The 18,466-nt window shown below is 61.6% G+C and carries 16 protein-coding genes; 12 read left to right on the top strand and 4 right to left on the bottom strand.

Annotation, left to right across the window (positions count from 1 at the left end; genetic code table 11):
- Window positions 1-28: 28 nt before the first annotated feature.
- The 4 genes from ACWF8S_RS02025 (at window position 29) to ACWF8S_RS02010 (ending at window position 3,061) form a co-directional block, all read left to right on the top strand.
- Complete coding sequence (locus ACWF8S_RS02025) at window positions 29-388, top strand: response regulator (protein ID WP_447555150.1); 360 nt, start codon at window positions 29-31, stop codon at window positions 386-388.
- A 74-nt stretch (window positions 389-462) separates the two neighbouring features.
- Entirely contained in the window at window positions 463-2,151 is a 1,689-nt protein-coding gene (locus ACWF8S_RS02020; RefSeq protein ID WP_447555149.1) for a diguanylate cyclase, read from the top strand.
- Window positions 2,148-2,666: a chemotaxis protein CheW gene (locus tag ACWF8S_RS02015; RefSeq protein ID WP_447555148.1), complete on the top strand. Its 519-nt coding sequence runs from the start codon at window positions 2,148-2,150 to the stop codon at window positions 2,664-2,666. Before ACWF8S_RS02020 ends, ACWF8S_RS02015 begins: the two co-directional genes overlap by 4 nt.
- A gap of 2 nt (window positions 2,667-2,668) precedes the next feature.
- Window positions 2,669-3,061: a hypothetical protein gene (locus ACWF8S_RS02010; protein WP_447555147.1), complete on the top strand. Its 393-nt coding sequence runs from the start codon at window positions 2,669-2,671 to the stop codon at window positions 3,059-3,061.
- On the opposite strand, the gene ACWF8S_RS02005 is transcribed toward ACWF8S_RS02010, so the two are convergent.
- Genes ACWF8S_RS02005 through ACWF8S_RS01995 form a run of 3 tightly spaced genes read right to left on the bottom strand, consistent with a single transcriptional unit; the run spans window position 3,035 to window position 5,082 of the window.
- The gene (locus ACWF8S_RS02005) at window positions 3,035-4,240 is read right to left on the bottom strand and encodes a molybdopterin molybdotransferase MoeA (RefSeq protein ID WP_447555146.1); all 1,206 of its coding nucleotides are present in this window, start codon (window positions 4,238-4,240) and stop codon (window positions 3,035-3,037) included. The two genes, ACWF8S_RS02010 and ACWF8S_RS02005, sit on opposite strands and share 27 nt — an antisense overlap.
- Window positions 4,233-4,742, bottom strand: coding sequence for a molybdenum cofactor biosynthesis protein B (gene moaB / locus ACWF8S_RS02000; protein WP_447556540.1), 510 nt, complete (start codon window positions 4,740-4,742; stop codon window positions 4,233-4,235). The genes ACWF8S_RS02005 and moaB overlap by 8 nt, the downstream gene beginning before the upstream one ends.
- Before the next feature lie 13 nt (window positions 4,743-4,755).
- Window positions 4,756-5,082 (bottom strand): DUF1244 domain-containing protein, encoded by a 327-nt coding sequence (locus tag ACWF8S_RS01995; protein WP_447555145.1) that lies wholly within the window; start codon window positions 5,080-5,082, stop codon window positions 4,756-4,758.
- A 188-nt stretch (window positions 5,083-5,270) separates the two neighbouring features.
- On the opposite strand from ACWF8S_RS01995, the gene mobA reads away from it, so the two are divergent.
- The 4 genes from mobA to ACWF8S_RS01975 all read left to right on the top strand — a co-directional run bounded on the left by mobA (window position 5,271) and on the right by ACWF8S_RS01975 (window position 9,228).
- A complete protein-coding gene (gene mobA / locus ACWF8S_RS01990; RefSeq protein WP_447555144.1) occupies window positions 5,271-5,879 on the top strand; it encodes a molybdenum cofactor guanylyltransferase MobA in 609 nt (202 codons plus the stop codon).
- Window positions 5,876-7,138 (top strand): molybdopterin molybdotransferase MoeA, encoded by a 1,263-nt coding sequence (moeA, locus tag ACWF8S_RS01985; RefSeq protein WP_447555143.1) that lies wholly within the window; start codon window positions 5,876-5,878, stop codon window positions 7,136-7,138. The genes mobA and moeA overlap by 4 nt, the downstream gene beginning before the upstream one ends.
- Before the next feature lie 83 nt (window positions 7,139-7,221).
- Window positions 7,222-8,214, top strand: a complete 993-nt coding sequence (gene moaA, locus ACWF8S_RS01980; RefSeq protein ID WP_447555142.1) for a GTP 3',8-cyclase MoaA — start codon at window positions 7,222-7,224, stop codon at window positions 8,212-8,214.
- 6 nt (window positions 8,215-8,220) lie between these two features.
- Window positions 8,221-9,228, top strand: coding sequence for a CobW family GTP-binding protein (locus tag ACWF8S_RS01975; protein ID WP_447555141.1), 1,008 nt, complete (start codon window positions 8,221-8,223; stop codon window positions 9,226-9,228).
- Here the strand turns inward: ACWF8S_RS01975 and ACWF8S_RS01970 are convergent.
- Complete coding sequence (locus ACWF8S_RS01970) at window positions 9,211-12,312, bottom strand: bifunctional diguanylate cyclase/phosphodiesterase (protein WP_447555140.1); 3,102 nt, start codon at window positions 12,310-12,312, stop codon at window positions 9,211-9,213. The genes ACWF8S_RS01975 and ACWF8S_RS01970 overlap by 18 nt on opposite strands.
- A gap of 178 nt (window positions 12,313-12,490) precedes the next feature.
- Between ACWF8S_RS01970 and ACWF8S_RS01965 the strand changes: the two genes are divergently transcribed.
- The 4 genes from ACWF8S_RS01965 to ACWF8S_RS01950 all read left to right on the top strand — a co-directional run bounded on the left by ACWF8S_RS01965 (window position 12,491) and on the right by ACWF8S_RS01950 (window position 18,460).
- Window positions 12,491-13,492 (top strand): LysR family transcriptional regulator, encoded by a 1,002-nt coding sequence (locus ACWF8S_RS01965; protein ID WP_447555139.1) that lies wholly within the window; start codon window positions 12,491-12,493, stop codon window positions 13,490-13,492.
- A 206-nt stretch (window positions 13,493-13,698) separates the two neighbouring features.
- Window positions 13,699-16,785, top strand: a complete 3,087-nt coding sequence (gene fdnG, locus ACWF8S_RS01960; protein WP_447556539.1) for a formate dehydrogenase-N subunit alpha — start codon at window positions 13,699-13,701, stop codon at window positions 16,783-16,785.
- Window positions 16,782-17,735, top strand: a complete 954-nt coding sequence (gene fdxH / locus ACWF8S_RS01955) for a formate dehydrogenase subunit beta (RefSeq protein WP_447555138.1) — start codon at window positions 16,782-16,784, stop codon at window positions 17,733-17,735. The genes fdnG and fdxH overlap by 4 nt, the downstream gene beginning before the upstream one ends.
- Before the next feature lie 2 nt (window positions 17,736-17,737).
- Entirely contained in the window at window positions 17,738-18,460 is a 723-nt protein-coding gene (locus ACWF8S_RS01950) for a formate dehydrogenase subunit gamma (RefSeq protein WP_447555137.1), read from the top strand.
- Window positions 18,461-18,466: the final 6 nt, after the last annotated feature.

Genomic DNA, 18,466 nt, shown 5'->3' with positions numbered 1-18,466 from the left:
AGTGTGCGATTGAATGAAAAGGAGCGTCATGCAAGTTCTAGTCGTTGACGATGACTCGCTGGCCGGCGAAATGACCGCTGCCATCATGGCATCGCAACACTACCAGCCCATCCTGGCATCCAACGCGATGGAGGCTGTCACGCAGCTTGAAGAGCATCCGGATATCGCACTGATCGTCAGCGATATGTATATGCCGTTGATCAACGGCCTGGAGCTATGTGCAATGCTCAGAGAGCAGGGCCTGACGCTTCCCTTTGTCTTGTTGACAGGGAATGTGCCCAAGGACGCGCTGACTGATACGCCCGGCCTTACCGCCTGTCTGCAAAAGAATGCGGATCTGGCGCAGACCCTTGGTCAGACCGCCGCCCAGGCGTTGAACAGCCGATGACAGGGTTGAATACTCCATGAAATGTTTGCACCTGGCCGGCTTTCGTCGCCTCGTTCTTGAGTACAGGTAATTTGATGTCGTCCCCTGCCCTGACACTGCACGATAAAATCAATGAGTTACGCCAGCGCTTTATTGAGCAGCTTTCCACTCGCCTGCAGCTCACCACCGAGCAGTGGCAGCAGAGCAAGGCGTCGACCGAGTCGCGGGCACGTCTGTCGCCGGAGCTTCACCGCTTCTTTCATAGCTTGAAAGGCACTGGACGTTCATTGGGGTTCGAGCGGATCGCCGCCCTGGCCCATCAAGGGGAAGAGCTGCTTGCCGTGGCATCGACCCCCGATCAAATCGATCACACTCTTGATGCACTGCTGCATAAGCTTACCCAGGAGCAGCAGTACCTGCGGCAATACAAGGCGCCCTCGAACTCGCTGGCGTCGTTCAACACGGTGGAATTCGCCAGCGCTGGCGCCCAAGAACGCAATAATCGTCAGCAGCTGATCTATCTTTGCGACGACGAGCCCGATCAGGTGAGCCAGCTTTTGCACCACCTGCGCTGTTTCGGCCATGAAGTGATCCATTTCGTGGACACGCAGAGCTTTTTCAACGCCGTTCTGGCGCGCCGCCCCGACGCCATCATCATGGATGTGCACTTCCCCCAGGGAAACACCGCCGGTACCGAGACCCTGACCAGCCTGAACAAGCTTACCGGCGAGCGCCTGCCCGCCATCGTGCTTTCCGCCTATGGGGATTTCAACTCCCGGTTGAGCGCGGTGCGGGCCGGCTGCAGTGGCTACTTCACCAAGCCTGTCAAACCGCTGGACTTGATGCTTGCCGTGGACGAGATCACCATGCCCCTGGACGATGAGCCCTTGCGCGTACTGGTGGTCGACGACGAACCGGAGGCAGCCGCCTATCACGCGCTGCTGCTTGAACGGGCCGGCATGGTCGTTCATCAGGCGCATCATCCCTGTGAAGCGCTGAAGGCCCTCGAGTACTTCAGTCCCGACTTGATGCTGGTGGATATGTACATGCCGGTCTGCACGGGGGAGGAGCTTGCTGGCATCATTCGCCAGCAGTCTGAACATGTGGGCCTGCCGATCATCTATCTCTCCGGTGAAACCAACAGCCAGAAGCAGCTGACGGCCATGACCGCAGGGGTAGAGGGTTTCATTACCAAGCCGGTGGAGCCCGACGACCTGGTAGCGGCGGTCAGGCTTCGCGCCGAAAGGTTAAGGCATCTGCGCTCGCTGATGACCCAGGACAGCATGACCGGGCTCTACAACCACAGCACCACCACGGATCTGATTACGCGAACGCTGGCTCAAGCGTTTCGCGATGACAGCCAGCACGCCCTGGCGATGATCGATATCGACCACTTCAAGGAAGTGAACGACACCTACGGCCATTTGGCCGGTGATCAGGTCATCATTACGCTGGCGCGGATGCTCAAGACTCGCCTGCGGGTTTCGGACATCATCGGCCGCTACGGCGGGGAGGAGTTCGTCATTCTGCTCAAGGGGGTGAGCGCCCAGACCGCCGCCGACTTGATCGACGAGCTGCGCCAGGACTTCGAACAGGTGGATTTCCACGCAGGCGAGGCGCGCTTCAACTGCACTTTCAGCGTGGGTATCAGCGCCTTTCCAGTCCATTCGTCCACCGAGGCGCTGCGGCTCAGCGCCGATCGCGCGCTTTATCGCGCCAAGAACCGCGGGCGCAACCAGATCGCGATCAGCCCGGACGCTCATCACGCCCGGTTCAGCCCATGACCCAGCCGTCACCTCCTAGCCTGGAACAGGCCCTTGCCCGGCAGCGCGAGGCGCAAAAGCACATCGAGCTGGACGAACCGACCCGGCAACTGGTGCTCTTTCGCCTGGAGGGGCAGCGTTTCGCGCTCCCCGGAAGCGCGGTCAGTGAAATTCTGAGCGGCGATCAAAGCGTCTACTTCGTGCCCGGGCTTCCCGCCACCATCGAAGGGGTCATTCATCTGCGCGGGGTGATCGAGTCGGTCATCACCATCAGATCTCTTCTGGGTCTCCCCCCCAACGAGCGCGCCGGCATGATCTTGCTGGTTCACGCTGGCGCCATGAGAACCGGCATACGCATCGATCAGCTGGATGATGTCTGCGAGGTGAACATCAGTGCGTTGAAACCGCCCCCCGATACGCTGGCCCATACGCTCAGGCCCTTCGTCAGCGCGCTGATTCAAAGCGGCGAGCACGAGACGACCACGGTGCTGGACGCTGAAGCGATGCTGACGGCGTTCCAGGCAGGCCAGGGCTGAGCATGGACCGTGTGGCGCTGGTCACGTTCTTCGCCGGCCCTCACCGTTTTGCCCTGGAGGCCAGCCAGGTCCTGCGCCTGACGCCGCACGGCGAAGGCGAACGACAAGTAGCGGCAGCCCACCTGTTGTGCCCCGAGGCAGCCGGCAACGCCCCCACCCGTTGGCTGACCCTCATGGATGCACAGGGCGCGTGGCAGTTGGGCGTGGAAGGCAATGTCGAGCTTCTCGAATGGACCGCCCAGACCCTTCACCCCCTGCCGGCACTGATTCAGGCACGCCGCTCGATTCCTGCCCTTTGCGGTCTTGCCATAGAGGATCAGCGCGCAGGCCTTTGGCTTTTACAGGCCTCGTGGCTCTCCCCCGATAGGTCAGGGGGCAAGCCAAAGACACGTTAGCGTATCGCCCGGGTTCACCGTCTGGTGCGGATCGATCACGGCAAAGGCATCCGCGCCGACACAAGAAGAAAGCACCGAGGAGTCCTGGTCGGCAAAGGCGCTCGCCTGGATGCCCGCCTCCGTAAAGGCCAGCGTCACACGCATATAGTGCTGGCGCGGCCCGGTGGTAGTGGAAAACGTCGCGGTAGCCTTGAGGCGAGCAAGCGTTTCAAGCGCCGGACAGGCGAGCAGCGCCCCCATCAACGGGCGCAGAAAAAGCCACGCCCCGACAAAGCTTGAAACCGGATTGCCGGGAAGCCCCACAAAGCGCGCCGCACTGCCATCGCCTCGGGGCAGACGCCCCAGCGCCAGGGGTTTGCCCGGGCGAATCGCCAGGCGCCAGAGATCCAGCTGGCCAAGGGTCTGCAGCGCGTGCTTCACGTGATCCTCCTCGCCTACGCTCACCCCGCCGGTGGTGATCACCACATCGGCCAGGGTGGCGGCCCGGGTCAGGCACTCACGCGTCTGCTCGGCGCTGTCGGGCACGCTCTGAAGGTGGACTACCTCGGCCCCGAAGGTTTCCAGCGCATACTTGAGCATCGGTCGGTTGCTGTTGTAAATCTGTCCCGGCTTCAAGGGTGTTCCCGGCTCGATTACCTCGTCACCGGTTGACAGCAGCGCCACGCAAGGCTTGCGCGTCACCTCTACGTGACTGACCCCCTGCCCGGCCAGGTGCCCCAGCGCCGCGGCGTTCAGCCGTGTACCGGCCACGAGCAGCGTTTCGCCCCGAGCAACGTCACGGGCGCGGCGACGCACGTTATTGCCTGGCGATATACCCCCAGGAATCCACGCGCGCGCGCCGTCGCGCTCGACTTCTTCTTGCATCACCACGCAATCGGCGCCCGGCGGGATCTCGCCGCCGGTGAAGATACGAGCACAGCTCCCCGGTTCAAGCGCCTCGGCGGGGCTTCCCGCGGCGATACGCTGGGTCACCGGCAACCACCCACCCGCCTCGGCCGCACGCAGGGCGTAGCCGTCCATGGCGCTGTTATCGAAAGCGGGAACATCAAGCGTGGCCATGACCGGGGCGGCCAGTACCCGGCCGGCGGCCTCGACAAGCGGGATACGTTCGGCGTTAAGCGGGGTAACGTCGGTCAGCAGCGCCGAAAGCGCATGCTCGATGGGGACAAGCTCAGCCATGCTGGCCTCGCCCGGGGATCACCAGGTTGGCGAAGTTGCAGGGCTTGTGGCGGCTGTCGAGCTGCTCGGCCAGAAGTCTGTCCCAGCCGGTACGACACGCCCCGGTGGAGCCCGGCAAGCAGAAGATCACGGTCTTGTTGGCAAGCCCGCCCACACAGCGGCTTTGAATGGTGGAGCTGCCGATCTCGTCACCGCTTAGCTGACGAAAGCGCTCGCCAAAGCCCTGAATCTCCTTGTCGAATAGTACAGACACCGCCTCCGGCGTGGAATCGCGCCCGGTAAAGCCGGTACCACCGGTGGTGATCACCACCTGCACCTCGGGTTCGGCGATCCACTGGGCCACCACGGCGCGAATGCGGTACATGTCGTCTACCACGATACGCTTTTCCACCAGGCGATGGCCGGCGCCTTCAAGACGCTCCACCAGCAGCCCCCCGGAGCGGTCATCCTCCTCGGTACGGGTGTCCGATACGGTCAGCACCGCGATATTTAACGCCTCCATTGTCTCCAACGTACTACTCCTTCAGGCTTTTCTGGGCCTGGCGCGCCTCGAGCGCAGCCAGCTGTTCCGGCGTTGCCTTGCCCTGATGGTGGGCCTTCCACTCGCTGTAGGGCATCTTGTAGACGTACTCCCGGGCAGCGTCCATATCCAGCGCCTCGCCGCGCTCCTCGGCGGCACTCACCAGCCATTTGGAGAGACAGTTGCGGCAAAAGTCCGCCAGGATCATCAAATCGATGTTCTGAACATCCTTGTTGTCGTCCAGATGCGCCAGCAGCCTGCGAAAGGCGGCGGCTTCGAGCTCGGTCTGGGTGGTCTGGTCAAAGTCGTTGAACGCTTGCATGATATCTCCTTGAGTGCGGTGCCTTTGCCAGCATATCAAAAGACGTGCTTTAAAAACGCCACCACTGTTGCGAATATGGTCAGGTCTCGGGCACTAGCGCTTGCCCCGAGTCTACAGGCAAGACCGGCAACGTTATCAACTCTGGCCGCCGCATGATGCGGGGCCTTGACCACGCGCAAGGCAACCCAATGATCGCCCAACACGAACTGACCGGTATCATCCTGGCTGGCGGCGAAGGCCGGCGAATGGGCGGGCGCGATAAAGGCCTCGAGCCTTTTGAAGGCCTGCCGCTGTTCACCCACGCCCTGAAGCGCCTCGAGGGCCACGTGGCCAAGTTGCTCATCAGCGCCAACCGTAACGCGGATGCCTATTCGCTGTTCGGCCACCGCGTGATCCCGGATGTCGAACCCGGCTTTCACGGGCCATTGATGGGTATCTACAGCGGTCTGAAGGCTGCCGGAACACCGTGGCTGATGGTGGTGCCCTGCGATACGCCGCTACTGCCGGACAACCTCGTCGAGCGCATGGTGGCAGCCATCGGTGACCGCCTCATTGCCGTGGCCTTTGACGGCGAGCGCCGCCATCCGACGGTTGCGCTCATGGCGACCTCGCTGGCCGAGGACCTGGGGGCTTTTCTGGCCCGGGGCGAGCGCAAGCTGGGGCACTGGTACGAGCGCCATGACGCCCGAACCGTGGACATGTCGGACGTCAAGGAGGCGTTTATCAACCTCAACAGTGAAGAGGAAAAGCAGCGCCTGGAGCTGGGCCGCGCCGCGATACGCAAGGAGCGACCATGACGCTTTCCTGCTTCGAGCTGGAACATGCCCCGCTGAGCGTCGAGAAGGCGCGCCAGGCGCTGACCGCGCTGATTACATGCAGCGTAGGTGTCGAAGACGTCTCACTGGAAGCCGCCCATGGCCGGCTTCTCGCCGCCCCGGTGACCGCGTCGATCAACGTGCCCCGGCACACCAATGCTGCCCTGGACGGCATTGCACTTGCCTGGTCTGACGCTACCCGAACGCACTGGCCGCTGGCCGGCAGCGCATTTGCCGGCCAGGCTTTTGAAGGCGCGCCGGCGCCGGGCGAATGCGTGCGTATTACCACCGGCGCGCCACTGCCCCCAGGCACCGACACCGTGATTGCCAGCGAGCAGCTGGAAGAACACGGCTCCACGGTGACGATTCAGGCCCCCGAGCGGGTAGAAGCAGGCCAGAACGTGCGCCAGGCCGGGGAGGATATCGCCGTCGGTAGCACGGTGCTTGCCGCGGGCGCCCGACTGGACGCCGCCTCGCTCGGGCTAATCGCCTCGCTCGGCTTTGCCCGGGTGAGCGTGATCAAACGCCCGGTGGTCGCGCTTTTCTCGACCGGCAACGAAGTGACCGCCCCGGGCAAGGCGCTGCCCCACGCCGGCATTTTCGACGCCAACCGTTTCACGCTGATGGGGCTCTTGCATGAGCACGGTGCCACCGCGCTTGATCTGGGCATACTGCCCGATGATGCCGACGTCATCGAAAAGGCGCTTGGCGAGGCCGCCGCCAAGAGCGATCTGGTACTGACCAGTGCCGGGGTTTCCGCCGGACCCATGGATTTCACGCGGGTAGCGCTGGAAAGGCTGGGCCGACTGGTATTCTGGCAGGTAGCACTGCGGCCGGGAAAACCGATGGCGTGCGGCTATCTGGGGGAGAACCAGACGCCCTTTGTCGGCCTGCCCGGCAACCCCGTGGCGGCGATGGTGACCTTTCACCAGTTTGTCGCGCCGCTTCTCAAACGCCTGCAGGGACAGGTGGCGCACCCGCCCAAGCGTTTAAGGGCCGTGCTGGAAACCCCCTTGGAGGGTCGTCTGGCGCGTACCGATCTGATTCGCGGTGTCTACCGCTGCGACGTTCATGGGACACTCCATGTTCGCACAACCGGAGCTCAAGGCTCGGGTATGCTAACCTCCATGGTAACGGCCAACTGCTTGATCGAGCTTGATGCAGATCAGGACGCTGCCGCCCCAGGCGATATAGTCTTGATCCAGCCGCTAAGCGAGGCGCAATCGCCTGCCCTGCTTTAACCGGCAGGTCTGGTTTCATGGACCGGGGCTTGAAGTGCCCAGTCTTCACAGGTTTTATATCCATAGGCTTTATCGAGATGGCAATGACCGAGCAACTGATTGACAGCGTTGGCCGCCGGGTCAACTACGTACGGATCTCAGTCACTGACCGCTGCGACTTTCGCTGTGTCTACTGCATGAGCGAGGAGATGACCTTTCTCCCCCGCGCGCAGGTGCTCACACTGGAAGAGCTCTCCACCGTCGCCCGGGCATTTACCGAGCTTGGCGTTGAAAAGATTCGCCTGACCGGCGGCGAGCCGCTGGTACGTAAAAACATCGAAGAGCTGGTCGACGAGATCGGCGCCCTGCCGGGGCTCGACGACTTCACCATGACCACCAACGGCGCCGGGCTCAGAAAGCACGCCAAGCGACTTTTCGATGGCGGACTCAAACGACTCAACGTAAGCCTCGATTCCCTCGACCCGGAGCGTTTCAAGGCACTGACCCGCACCGGCGATCTGGACAAGGTGATCGATGGCATTCGCGCGGCAAAGGAGGCGGGCTTCGAGCGCATCAAGCTCAACGCGGTCATTCTAAAAGGGCGCAACGACGACGAAGTGCTGGATCTGGTCGACTTCGCCCGCCGCGAGGGCCTCGATATCAGTTTCATCGAGGAAATGCCGCTGGGCGACGTGTCGGATCACTCCCGGGCGGAAACCTTCTATTCAAGCGATGACGTCAAGGCACTGATCGAGGCCCGCTACCCGCTGACCCCGAGCACGGTGACGACGCCCGGCCCTTCCCGCTATTTTAAAATGGCCGACAGTGACAGCCGCGTCGGATTCATCTCGCCGCACAGCCATAATTTCTGCGACAGCTGCAATCGCGTACGGGTAACGGTGGAGGGGCGGCTTCTGCTGTGTCTGGGTAACGAACACTCGGTGGATCTTCGCGCAGTGATGCGCCGCCATCCCGGCGACATGGCCGCGCTCAAGAAGGCGATCATCGACGCGCTGCCGCTCAAGCCCGAGCGCCACCACTTCACCACCGACGGCGACGTGCAGGTGGTGCGGTTCATGAACATGACAGGGGGCTAGGCCTTGGTGGCGACGCTCATTCCCACCCATATAGTGACCGGCTTTCTGGGCAGCGGCAAGACCACGCTTATCCACAGCCTGATCGAGCAAAAGCCTGTGGACGAAACCTGGGCGATTCTGGTCAACGAGTTCGGCCAGATCGCCATCGACCAGGCGATGTTCGAACACCGCGACGATGTCGTGGTGAAGGGCCTGCCCGGCGGCTGCCTCTGCTGCCAGCTTGCGTTCGTACTTCAGGCGGCGCTGGTGAATCTTCTTGCCCGCACCAAGCCCGACCGACTGATTATCGAGCCTTCCGGCCTGGGTCATCCAGCGGGCCTTCTGGATCTTCTCAGAGGCGAGGCCTTCGCCTCGGTCCTTCAGGTACGCGACATCATCGCAACGCTCGACCCGCGCCGGCTGGACGAGGCTCGGGTGCGCGAGCACGATACCTTCAACGACCAGCTGGCCGTGGCGGATGCCGTGGTACTCACCATGGTGGAGCAGGCAAGCCCCGAGCAGCGAGCGCGTGGACATGCATTTATCGACACCCTCTGGCCCGCCCCCAAATGGGTACACAGCGGCGCTGACGGTGCGTTGCCCCTTGCGCGCTTGACCCGAAGCGGCCAGGCGGCGGGCAAGGACATCGCCATGCCCGCCGAGCATCAGGCGCTTGAAGCGCCGCCCTCCCTAGAAGGCGGCTTTTTCGATGTGCTGCCGTCCCCTGGTGCGCCAGCCTGCGAAACTGCCAGCGCCCTGGGCTATTCAAGCACCGGGCTTCGCTGGCATCCAGACGACCGGTTCGACCTCGACCAGTTGGCCATGGCCCTGTCGGCGCTGCCCACAGAGGCCCGTGCCAAGGGGGTATTTCATACCCTGGACGGCTGGAAGCGGCTTGACCGCACCCAGGGCACGCTCAGTGTCGAGGCAAGCGCATGGCGCCAGGACTCTCGGGTGGAGGTGATCGCCCCCGACGAGGAGAGCCAGGCGCTCAGCCGGGCACAGCTGCTCGAGCGCTTACGTCCGATCATCTAGATCGTCGGGTATACGCAGCGCCTGCTCTTCGAGTAGCGCCACCGGCATGGGCCGGCCGAAGAAATACCCCTGATAGGCAAAGCAGCCGTGGTCGAACAGCCAATCGTGCTGCGCCTGGGTTTCCACGCCCTCGGCGATCACGTCCAGGTTGAGGCTCTTGGCAAGGGCGATGGTACTTTCCACGATGGCGGCGTTGGCCGAACTCGTCAGCACCTGCTGCACGAAGGACTGATCCACCTTGAGCTGGTCAAGCGGCAGCTGTGCCAGGTAGGCCAGCGATGAGTAGCCGGTGCCGAAATCATCCAGCGAGAAGCGAACGCCGCTGGCCTTGAGACGCAGCATCGTCTCGCGCACCTCGCTTGGCGCCTCGACGAAGAGCGACTCGGTCACCTCCAGCTTCAACTGCTCAAGAGGCGCCCGGGTCCGCGCAAATACGCTTTCGACCCGATCGATGAAACTCGCCTCGCGAAACTGCAGCGGACTGATATTCACCGAAATGGTCAGCGAGCCAAATACCGGATGCCCCGCCCATGCAAGAAGCTGCCAGCAGGCCTGTTCGAGTATCCACTCACCCACTTCATTGATCAGCCCGGAGCTTTCCAGAAGCGGCATGAACTCTCCCGGCGAGACCACGCCACGCTCGGTGTGCTGCCAGCGTAGAAGCGCTTCCACGCCAGTCAACACCCCTTGGGCATCCACCTGGGGCTGATAGTAAAGTTGCCACTGCTTGAAGATCACCGCCTGGCGAAGGTCGGATTCCAGGCGCACCCGAGCCAGGAGTTCCGCCTGCATGTAAGGGTTGAAAAAGCGTAGCGCCTGGCGCCCGCTGCTCTTGGCCTGGGAAAGCGCCATGTCCGCCTGTTGCAGATAGTCATCCGCGCCTTGCTGGTCACTGGAGATCATCGTGACGCCGGCGCTGACGGTAATCGTCACCAGGCTGTCTTTCAACCGGATCGGCTCGGAAAGCGTGGCCAGCAGCTTGTCGACGATGCCCTCAGCCAGCTGCTTTGTCTGCATCAGGCTGGTGTCCACCCCCTCGACCAGCACGGCGAACTCGTCCCCCCCCAGCCGGGCCAGCGTATCGGTATCGCGCAGTGTCCGCAAAAGCCGCTGGGCCACGCCTTGCAAGAGCTGGTCGCCTGCTTGATACCCCTGGGTATCGTTGATCTCCTTGAAGTTGTCGATATCGAAAAGCATCAGCGCTCCATAGCGCTGATGGCGGTTCAGCTCTTTCAAGGCAGCCTCCATGCGGTCCATGAAAAGACGCCGGTTGGTCAGGCTGGTCAGCGGGTCATAAAACGCCAGTTGATGGATCTCCTGCTCTGCCGCCTTGCGCTCGCTGATATCGCTGATGGTGGCTACGTAATGGCTGAGCTGACCGCTTTCATCGTGAATCGCGCTGATGGTGATCCATTCGGGAAACAGCTCGCCATTCTTGCGCTGGTTCCAGATCTCGCCTTCCCAGTTGCCGGTCTGATCCACGCGTTTCCAGAGCTCGCGGTAAAACGCCGCGCTATGGTGGTTGGAGCTGAACATCCGAGGGGTCTTGCCCACCATTTCAGCATCGCTATAGCCGGTAATCCGCTTGAAGGTATCGTTGGTTTTCAAGATGATACCTTGCTTGTCGGTAATCAGAATGCCCAGATGCGTCTGAAAGGCGGCGGCCGCAATCCGGAGTTCCGCCTGCAGCTTCTTGTCCTCGGTAATATCACGAACCACGCAGAGCACGCCGTTGAACGCTTCGCTGCTGTCGATCAGGGGGCTGACCGTGGAATGAAAGTGGCAGTGGCGACCCTCCAGAAAGAGCGGGTATTCGAAGGTTTCCACTTCGCCCAGCCGCCCCACTCGCTCGAAAATCGCGTCAAAGGAGGTCGTCAACTCCTTGGGAAGGATATTGGAAAAATGTACGCCCAGCGCCTTGTCAGGGTCGATCAACAGCTGGTGATGATGAATGGCGTGGATATAGCGAAAGCGTCCTTGCTCATCGAATACAAAGATCAGATCCTGCAGCGAGTTGACCAGCGCATTGAGCCGCGTCTCACGCTCCTGGGCCTGGGCCCGGGCGGCTTCGCGCTCCTCCACCCGTGTCTGCAAAAGCTGCGAGAGTGTCAGCCGGTTCAAGTAGTGACGAAGCCCCCAGCCGCCGAGCAGTGCCACCAGAAGCCAGATGATGCAAAGCGCCATCGCGCGGTCGTACCAGCCCGTGCGCAGGCTTTCAAGATCGACGCCTACCACCGCGTACACCGGGTAGTCGCCCACCCGCTGCAGTTGAAAAAGACGCTCGCGTTGATCGATGGGCGAGCGCAGGATAAAGGTTCGCCCCGGCTCATCGGAGCCCAGCCACTGCCAGTCAGTGGGCAGGGTCAGTTGCTGTCCTACCGTAACGTCACTGCTGGGATGAGAATAACGAGCGATGAACCGAAGGTCGGCATCGATCAGGGCGATAATCTCTCCTTCCCCCATGCTGAGATTCAAAAGCTCATCGGCAAAGAACTGCGGTCTGATACGGGAAACGACAATACCGGCGAATTCGCCCTGAAGGTCGTTTATCCGCCGGGCATTGTAGAGATAGAACAGGTCGTCTTTGGGGGAGCGCTGCAGCGTAGACACCAGACGTGTCAGACCGCCCCCTCCGAACGCTCTGAAGAAGTCGGTATCGTGGTAAAGCTCCCCCAGATAACGCTCGTCACTGCTCAACACCACCCGCCCCGAAACATCCAGCACGCCCATTTCGTCAATCGACGGCACCTGCTCGGCCAGATTGATCACGGCTTGCTCGAGGGCTAAGCGGTTACGTCCCCCAGGCTCATCGAACAGGGTGACCAGCTCGGCAAGACTGAAAAGTGCCTGCTCGCTTTGACCGAGCACGCCCTGGGACCACTGGGCCACCACGCTTGCCCGGGCCTGCATTCGCGTGGTGGCCGACTTCATCTCCTGGTCATACTGTTCGAACAAGAGCCAGGCGAACAGGCCAGCCATGAAAACAAGCGCGAGGACGTAAAGCACGATGGCCCGCTTTCGCGAATAACGAATGAACACATGATCGACAACAGCTGAAGGGGAGGTATCCGGTAAAACGGACATTACGTGTATGCCTTTTTCAAAAATCCTGCAAACCGCTGCAAAAAGCGGCCAACATCGTGAAGGTATCATCCTCCAGACGCATGGCCTTGCCCGGTAGCGGCGTGGTAGCTTCGATATAAATCGATTTTATTGTAAATGATCTGTTAAAAAAGGTCGTTGTATACAGCAAGAGGTGGCCATGGCATCGCTTGGACAGATGAGCGACTACGAGATTCGCTTGATTCGGGTCTTCAACACGGTAGTCGAATGCCGCGGTTTTACCGCGGCCGAGACTACCCTCGGCATCAGCCGCTCGGCCATCAGTCAGCATATGAGCGACCTGGAAAGACGCGTCGGGTTTTCGCTTTGCCAGCGTGGCCGTGGCGGGTTCAGTCTCACCGAAGAAGGCAAGGAGCTTTATCAGGCGGGCTTCACCCTGCTGAGCGCTCTAGAAACCTTCAGAAGCGATATGAACACCCTCCACCATACGATCAAGGGCGAGTTGAATATCGGGATCACCGATAATCTGGTGACGCTGCCGGCGATGAACGTCACCCAGGCCTTGAGTGAACTTGCCACGCGCCACAGTGAGGTCGACGTCAATATTCATATGGCCCCTTCGGACGCCGTCATTCGCAGCGTCATGGATGGCCACCTGCATGTAGGTGTGGTGCCTGCGGTAAACCTGCCCGCCAGCCTGGAAACCCTCTGGCTCTACGACGAGCCGTCCTACCTTTACTGTGGGGCGGAACATGGGTTTTTCGAGCGCGACGACGAGACACTGGAAAGCGATGAAATCGACAATGCCCCCGCAGTGACGCCGCGCTACCCGTTACCTGTCGATGCCCGCCAGGCCCACTCGGCTCTGACGCCACGCGCCTCGGCCTCTGACCGGGAAGGAACGGCCTTTCTTATTCTGACGGGGCGCTACATCGGTTTCTTACCGGCGCACGTGGCAGCGCAGTGGGTCAACGCCGGGAAGATGCGCGCACTGCACGCCGACCAGCCCAGCTCTCAACATAGCTCTCAACATAGTTCCAGGCATGGTTCCCGCCGTAGCTACCGCATTCCATTTGTACTGATTACCCGCCGGGACAGGCGCCCCAACCGGGTGGTAGATGCATTCTTATCCCTGATTGACACCTCTCACGACAGCGGCTCATCAAGCGGGTCTTCAGCCGCTTCAAAAAAGCACACCTAGCCTAACGTTGAATGTAATTCAGGCACGTCTACTATTGATAAATGATAAGGTAATTTCAAAGAAGACCGCATAATTCAGCACCAAGACCGTATCGATACTGACGAGCATTGAGGCCAGGCGTTTTGGCAGTCAACCTGACCATGAACCAGCGCAATTGGCACCCTGCCTACCCGGTATGACCCCGACGCAGAGGTGAGACCATGACGATTCAAGTGACCCGACGCGGGTTTTTCAAGCTGGGGGCGGCGGGGCTTGCCACCTCCAGCATGGCGATGATGGGGTTCTCCCCGGAAGCCGCCGCCTCCTCCATTCGCCCTTTCAAGCTGACGCACACCAAAGAGACGCGCAACATCTGCACCTACTGCTCGGTAGGCTGCGGGGTGCTGATCTACAGTCGCGGCGACGAGGCGAAAAATGCCCACCAGCAAATCATTCACATCGAAGGCGACCCGGACCACCCGGTGAGCCGCGGGGCGCTGTGTCCCAAGGGCGCGGGCCTGCTCGACTACGTGAAAAGCCCCTCGCGCCTGGAATTCCCGGAAGTTCGCGAGCCCGGCACCCACGAGTGGAAGCGCATTTCCTGGGACGAGGCGATCGAGCGCATCGCTCGTCACGTGAAAGCCGACCGCGACGAAAACTTCGTCGAAACCGATGACGAAGGCCGCACAGTCAACCACTGGACGACCACCGGCTTTCTGGCCGCCTCGGCCTCCTCCAACGAAGCGGGATACATCACCCAGAAGGTGGTGAGAAGCTTCGGCATGCTGGCCTTCGACAACCAGGCGCGCGTTTGACACGGACCAACGGTGGCAGGTCTTGCCCCAACATTTGGTCGTGGTGCGATGACGAACCACTGGGTCGATATTCGCAATGCTGATGTCATTCTGGTCATGGGGGGAAATGCCGCAGAAGCCCACCCGGTAGGCTTTCGCTGGGTAACCGAAGCGAAAGAGCACAATAACGCCCAGCTTCTGGTGGTGGACCCACGCTTTACGCGTACCGCCTCGGTGGCGGATTTCTATGCGCCGATTCGTACCGGTACGGATATCGCCTTTCTGGGCGGGCTCATCCGCTATCTGATCGATACCGACCAGATCCAGCACGAATACGTGCTCAACTATACCGACGCGGCGCTTCTGGTCGATGAAGGCTTCGGCTTCGAGGAGGGCCTGTTTGACAGCTACGACGAACAGACGCGCTCCTACGACAAGGCGAACTGGGTCTATCAGACCGGCGATGACGACTTTGCGTTAAGAGACGACACCCTGACGCACCCGCGCTGCGTGTACCGGCTCTTGCGCGAGCACTTCGACGCCTATACGCCAGAGATGGTCTCCTCCATTTGCGGCACACCCGTGGACAAGATCATGCGTGTGTGGGAAACACTGGCAGGCACCGCCACGCCGGATCGCACCACTACGCTCTTGTATGCGCTTGGCTGGACCCAGCACTCGCTGGGTTCGCAGATCATCCGTACCGCCGGCATGGTGCAGCTCCTGCTGGGCAACATCGGCCTGCGTGGCGGCGGGGTCAATGCCCTGCGGGGTCACTCCAACATTCAAGGACTGACCGACCTTGGCCTGCTGTCCAATCAGTTGACCGGCTATATTGCCGCCCCGACGGATGACGAAGAGGACCTGGACACCTTCTTGACCGCTCGGCGGCGGCTACCGCTTCAACCCGCTCAGGTCTCCTACTGGCAAAACGCCGACGCCTTTTTCATCAGCCTGATGAAGGCGTGGTATGGCGATAACGCCCGTGAAGACAATCAGTGGTGCTTTGATTGGCTGCCCAAGCTCGACAAGCCGCTCTACGATATTCTCGACACCTTCAACCGAATGTCGAAAGGCGAGATCTACGGCTACTTCTGCCAAGGCTTCAACCCACTGGCGGCAATTCCCAACAAGGCGAAGGTGTCGCGCTCGCTCTCGAAGCTCAAGTATCTGGTCTCCATCGACCCGCTCAACACGGAAACCGCCGAGTTCTGGCGCAACGCCGGTGAGTACAACGATGTCGACCCCGCCCAGATCCAGACCGAGGTGTTCCGCCTGCCGGCGCTGTCGTTCGCCGAGGACGCCGGCTCCACGGTCAATAGCGCCCGCTGGCTGCAGTGGCACTTCCCGGCCGCCGACGGCCCCGGCGAGGCCCGCGCGGACACCCATATCATGGGCGCGCTCTTCATGCGCGTGCGCGAGCTGTACGAGCAGGAAGGCGGGGCCTTCCCCGACCCCATTCTCGGGCTGGCCTGGGACTACAAGAAACCCGAAGAGCCCGCGCCGGAAGAGATCGCCCGGGAGTACAACGGACGTGCCTTGAGCGATCTGTACATCAACGGCCGTCTGGTGCGTCGCATGGGAGAGCAGCTCGAAGGCTTTGGTGAACTTCGCGACGACGGCTCGACCGCCTGCGGCTGCTGGATCTTCACCGGTTCCTGGACCGAGTCCGGCAACCAGATGGCCAATCGCGACAACGCCGACCCCTACGGCATCGGTCAGACCCTGGGCTGGGCCTGGTCGTGGCCAGCCAACCGACGGATTCTGTATAACCGCGCCTCGGCCAAGCTGGACGGCACGCCGTGGTCCGATCGCAAGTCGCTCATCTGGTGGGACAACGTCGAACGCCGCTGGACCGGCGCGGACATTCCGGATTTCCCGGTCGACTCGCCCCCTACCCGCGGCCAGATGCCCTTCATCATGAACCCGGAAGGCGTGGGCAAACTGTTCGCAAGCCAGGGCATGGCGGAAGGCCCCTTCCCCACCCATTACGAGCCCCTGGAAAGCCCGGTGCCGGAAGGCAACCTGCTCTTCCCGCGCAACAACCGGGTCAGGTACAACCCGGCGGCGCGAGTCTTTGACGAAGATCTGGCGATGATGGGCACCTGGGAGGACTACCCCTATGCGGCCACCACGTACCGCCTGACCGAGCACTTCCACTACTGGACCAAGCACGTGCATCTGAACGCCATCGTGCAGCCCGAGCAGTTCGTGGAAATCGGCGAGGCGCTGGGCAACGAGCTGGGCATTCAGGCCGGCGACTGGGTGCGGGTCTCCTCCAAGCGCGGCTATATTCGCGCCGTGGCGGTGGTGACCAAGCGCATCAAGGCGATCACGGTAGGGAACCGCATCGTGCACCAGGTCGGCATTCCCATTCACTGGGGATTTCTGGGGCTGGCGAAGAAGGGCTTTCTGGCGAACACGCTCACACCGTTCGTGGGCGATGCCAATACCCAGACCCCGGAGTTCAAATCCTTTCTGGTCAACGTTGAAAAAGACACCACAGGAGGCAGGACATGAGCAATCCGCAAAATATCCTGCGCCGGTCGGCCACGACCACGACGCCCCCTCAGGGGCGTCACGAGGTCGAACCCGTGGCCAAGCTGATCGATGTCAGCCGCTGTATCGGCTGCAAGGCGTGCCAGGTTGCCTGCATGGAGTGGAACGACGTGCGCGACGAGGTCGGCACCACCGCGGGCACCTACGACAACCCCAATGATCTGACCGAAGACTCCTGGACGGTGATGCGTTTCACCGAATTTGAAAACGAACAGGGTGATCTGGAGTGGTTGATTCGCAAGGACGGCTGCATGCACTGCGCCGACCCGGGGTGTCTGACCGCTTGCCCGGCGCCGGGGGCGATCGTTCAATACGCCAACGGCATCGTCGATTTCGATTCGGACAAATGCATCGGCTGCGGCTACTGCGTGACCGGCTGCCCTTTCGACATTCCGCGTATTTCCGAGCGTGACAGCAAGTCCTACAAGTGCACACTCTGCTCCGACCGGGTGTCGGTGGGCCTCGAGCCCGCCTGCGTGAAGACCTGCCCGACCGGCTGTATCGAGTTCGGCTCCAAGGCGGACATGCTGACACGTGCCGCCCAGCGCGTGGACGACCTGAAAGGACGCGGTTTTGCCGAGGCGGGGGTTTACGACCCGGCCGGCGTCGGCGGCACCCACGTGATGTACGTGCTGCACCACGCCGACACGCCGGACATCTACGCAGGCCTGCCGGAAAACCCGAGCATTTCGCCTTTCGTCAGCGCCTGGAAAGGCCCGACCAAGCCGATCATGAGCGCGATCATCGGCATCACCGCCTTTGCCGGCTTCATGCACTACCTCACCAAGGGGCCGAAGGACGAGCCGCTAGATGAAGAGGTATTCGGCCCACAAGGCGAAGAGGGCTACCTTCGCGATCACCATCCCGACACGCCTGATCGGGAGCAAACCGATACACGGCGGGAGGAGTGATCATGCAACACGATCCGATCAAACGTAACAAGCTCGGCCAGCGGATGATGCTGCGTTATCCGCCGTCCACCCGGGTCAACCACTGGACGATGGCGCTGAGCTTCATTTTGCTGGCGCTTTCCGGACTCGCCTTCTTTCACCCGGCGTTTTTCTTTCTCTCCCAAACGCTGGGCGGGCCGGTGTGGGCGCGCATTCTGCACCCGTTCATCGGCGTGGTGTTCTTTTTGCTTTTCGTGCTCATCGCCGTAGGGCACGCTCGCGACAACCTGCCGATCAGAAACGACGTGCGCTGGATGAAGCAGCTCAATGATGTGCTGAGCAACCGCGACGACAAGCTCGTGCCGATCGGTAAATACAACCCCGGCCAGAAGCTGGTGTTCTGGGCGCTGATACTCTGCGTACCGACGCTTCTGATCACCGGTGTGCTGATGTGGCGGCCCTGGTTTGCCGGCAACTTTCCGGTGACCGTGGTGCGCATTGCAAGCCTTCTGCACGCGGTGACGGCCTTTGTGGCCATTGTCACGATCGTGGTGCACATCTACGCGGCGATCTGGATCAAGGGCTCGTTTGGCGCCATGATTCGCGGTTTCGTCACCCACGCCTGGGCCAAGCACCACCACCCGCTCTGGTATGATGCGCACATCAAACGCGAGCGCGAGCGAGATCGCAACGTCCCGGACGAGCCCGCCACCGACGACGCTCGCCGCCTCAACCCCCAGGATTGAACGATC

This window comes from Vreelandella xerophytica (assembly GCF_968048975.1).
Note: the sequence above shows the minus strand (reverse complement) of the source record. Positions and strands in the feature narration are given on the sequence as shown.

Bases quoted from the DNA above. Each gene is read 5' to 3' on its own strand.
- ACWF8S_RS02025 (WP_447555150.1), top strand. From the start codon at position 29: ATGCAAGTTCTAGTCGTTGACGATGACTCGCTGGCCGGCGAAATGACC.
- ACWF8S_RS02020 (WP_447555149.1), top strand. From the start codon at position 463: ATGTCGTCCCCTGCCCTGACACTGCACGATAAAATCAATGAGTTACGC.
- ACWF8S_RS02015 (WP_447555148.1), top strand. From the start codon at position 2,148: ATGACCCAGCCGTCACCTCCTAGCCTGGAACAGGCCCTTGCCCGGCAG.
- ACWF8S_RS02010 (WP_447555147.1), top strand. From the start codon at position 2,669: ATGGACCGTGTGGCGCTGGTCACGTTCTTCGCCGGCCCTCACCGTTTT.
- ACWF8S_RS02005 (WP_447555146.1), bottom strand. From the start codon at position 4,240: ATGGCTGAGCTTGTCCCCATCGAGCATGCGCTTTCGGCGCTGCTGACC.
- moaB (WP_447556540.1), bottom strand. From the start codon at position 4,742: ATGGAGGCGTTAAATATCGCGGTGCTGACCGTATCGGACACCCGTACC.
- ACWF8S_RS01995 (WP_447555145.1), bottom strand. From the start codon at position 5,082: ATGCAAGCGTTCAACGACTTTGACCAGACCACCCAGACCGAGCTCGAA.
- mobA (WP_447555144.1), top strand. From the start codon at position 5,271: ATGATCGCCCAACACGAACTGACCGGTATCATCCTGGCTGGCGGCGAA.
- moeA (WP_447555143.1), top strand. From the start codon at position 5,876: ATGACGCTTTCCTGCTTCGAGCTGGAACATGCCCCGCTGAGCGTCGAG.
- moaA (WP_447555142.1), top strand. From the start codon at position 7,222: ATGACCGAGCAACTGATTGACAGCGTTGGCCGCCGGGTCAACTACGTA.
- ACWF8S_RS01970 (WP_447555140.1), bottom strand. From the start codon at position 12,312: ATGTCCGTTTTACCGGATACCTCCCCTTCAGCTGTTGTCGATCATGTG.
- ACWF8S_RS01965 (WP_447555139.1), top strand. From the start codon at position 12,491: ATGGCATCGCTTGGACAGATGAGCGACTACGAGATTCGCTTGATTCGG.
- fdxH (WP_447555138.1), top strand. From the start codon at position 16,782: ATGAGCAATCCGCAAAATATCCTGCGCCGGTCGGCCACGACCACGACG.
- ACWF8S_RS01950 (WP_447555137.1), top strand. From the start codon at position 17,738: ATGCAACACGATCCGATCAAACGTAACAAGCTCGGCCAGCGGATGATG.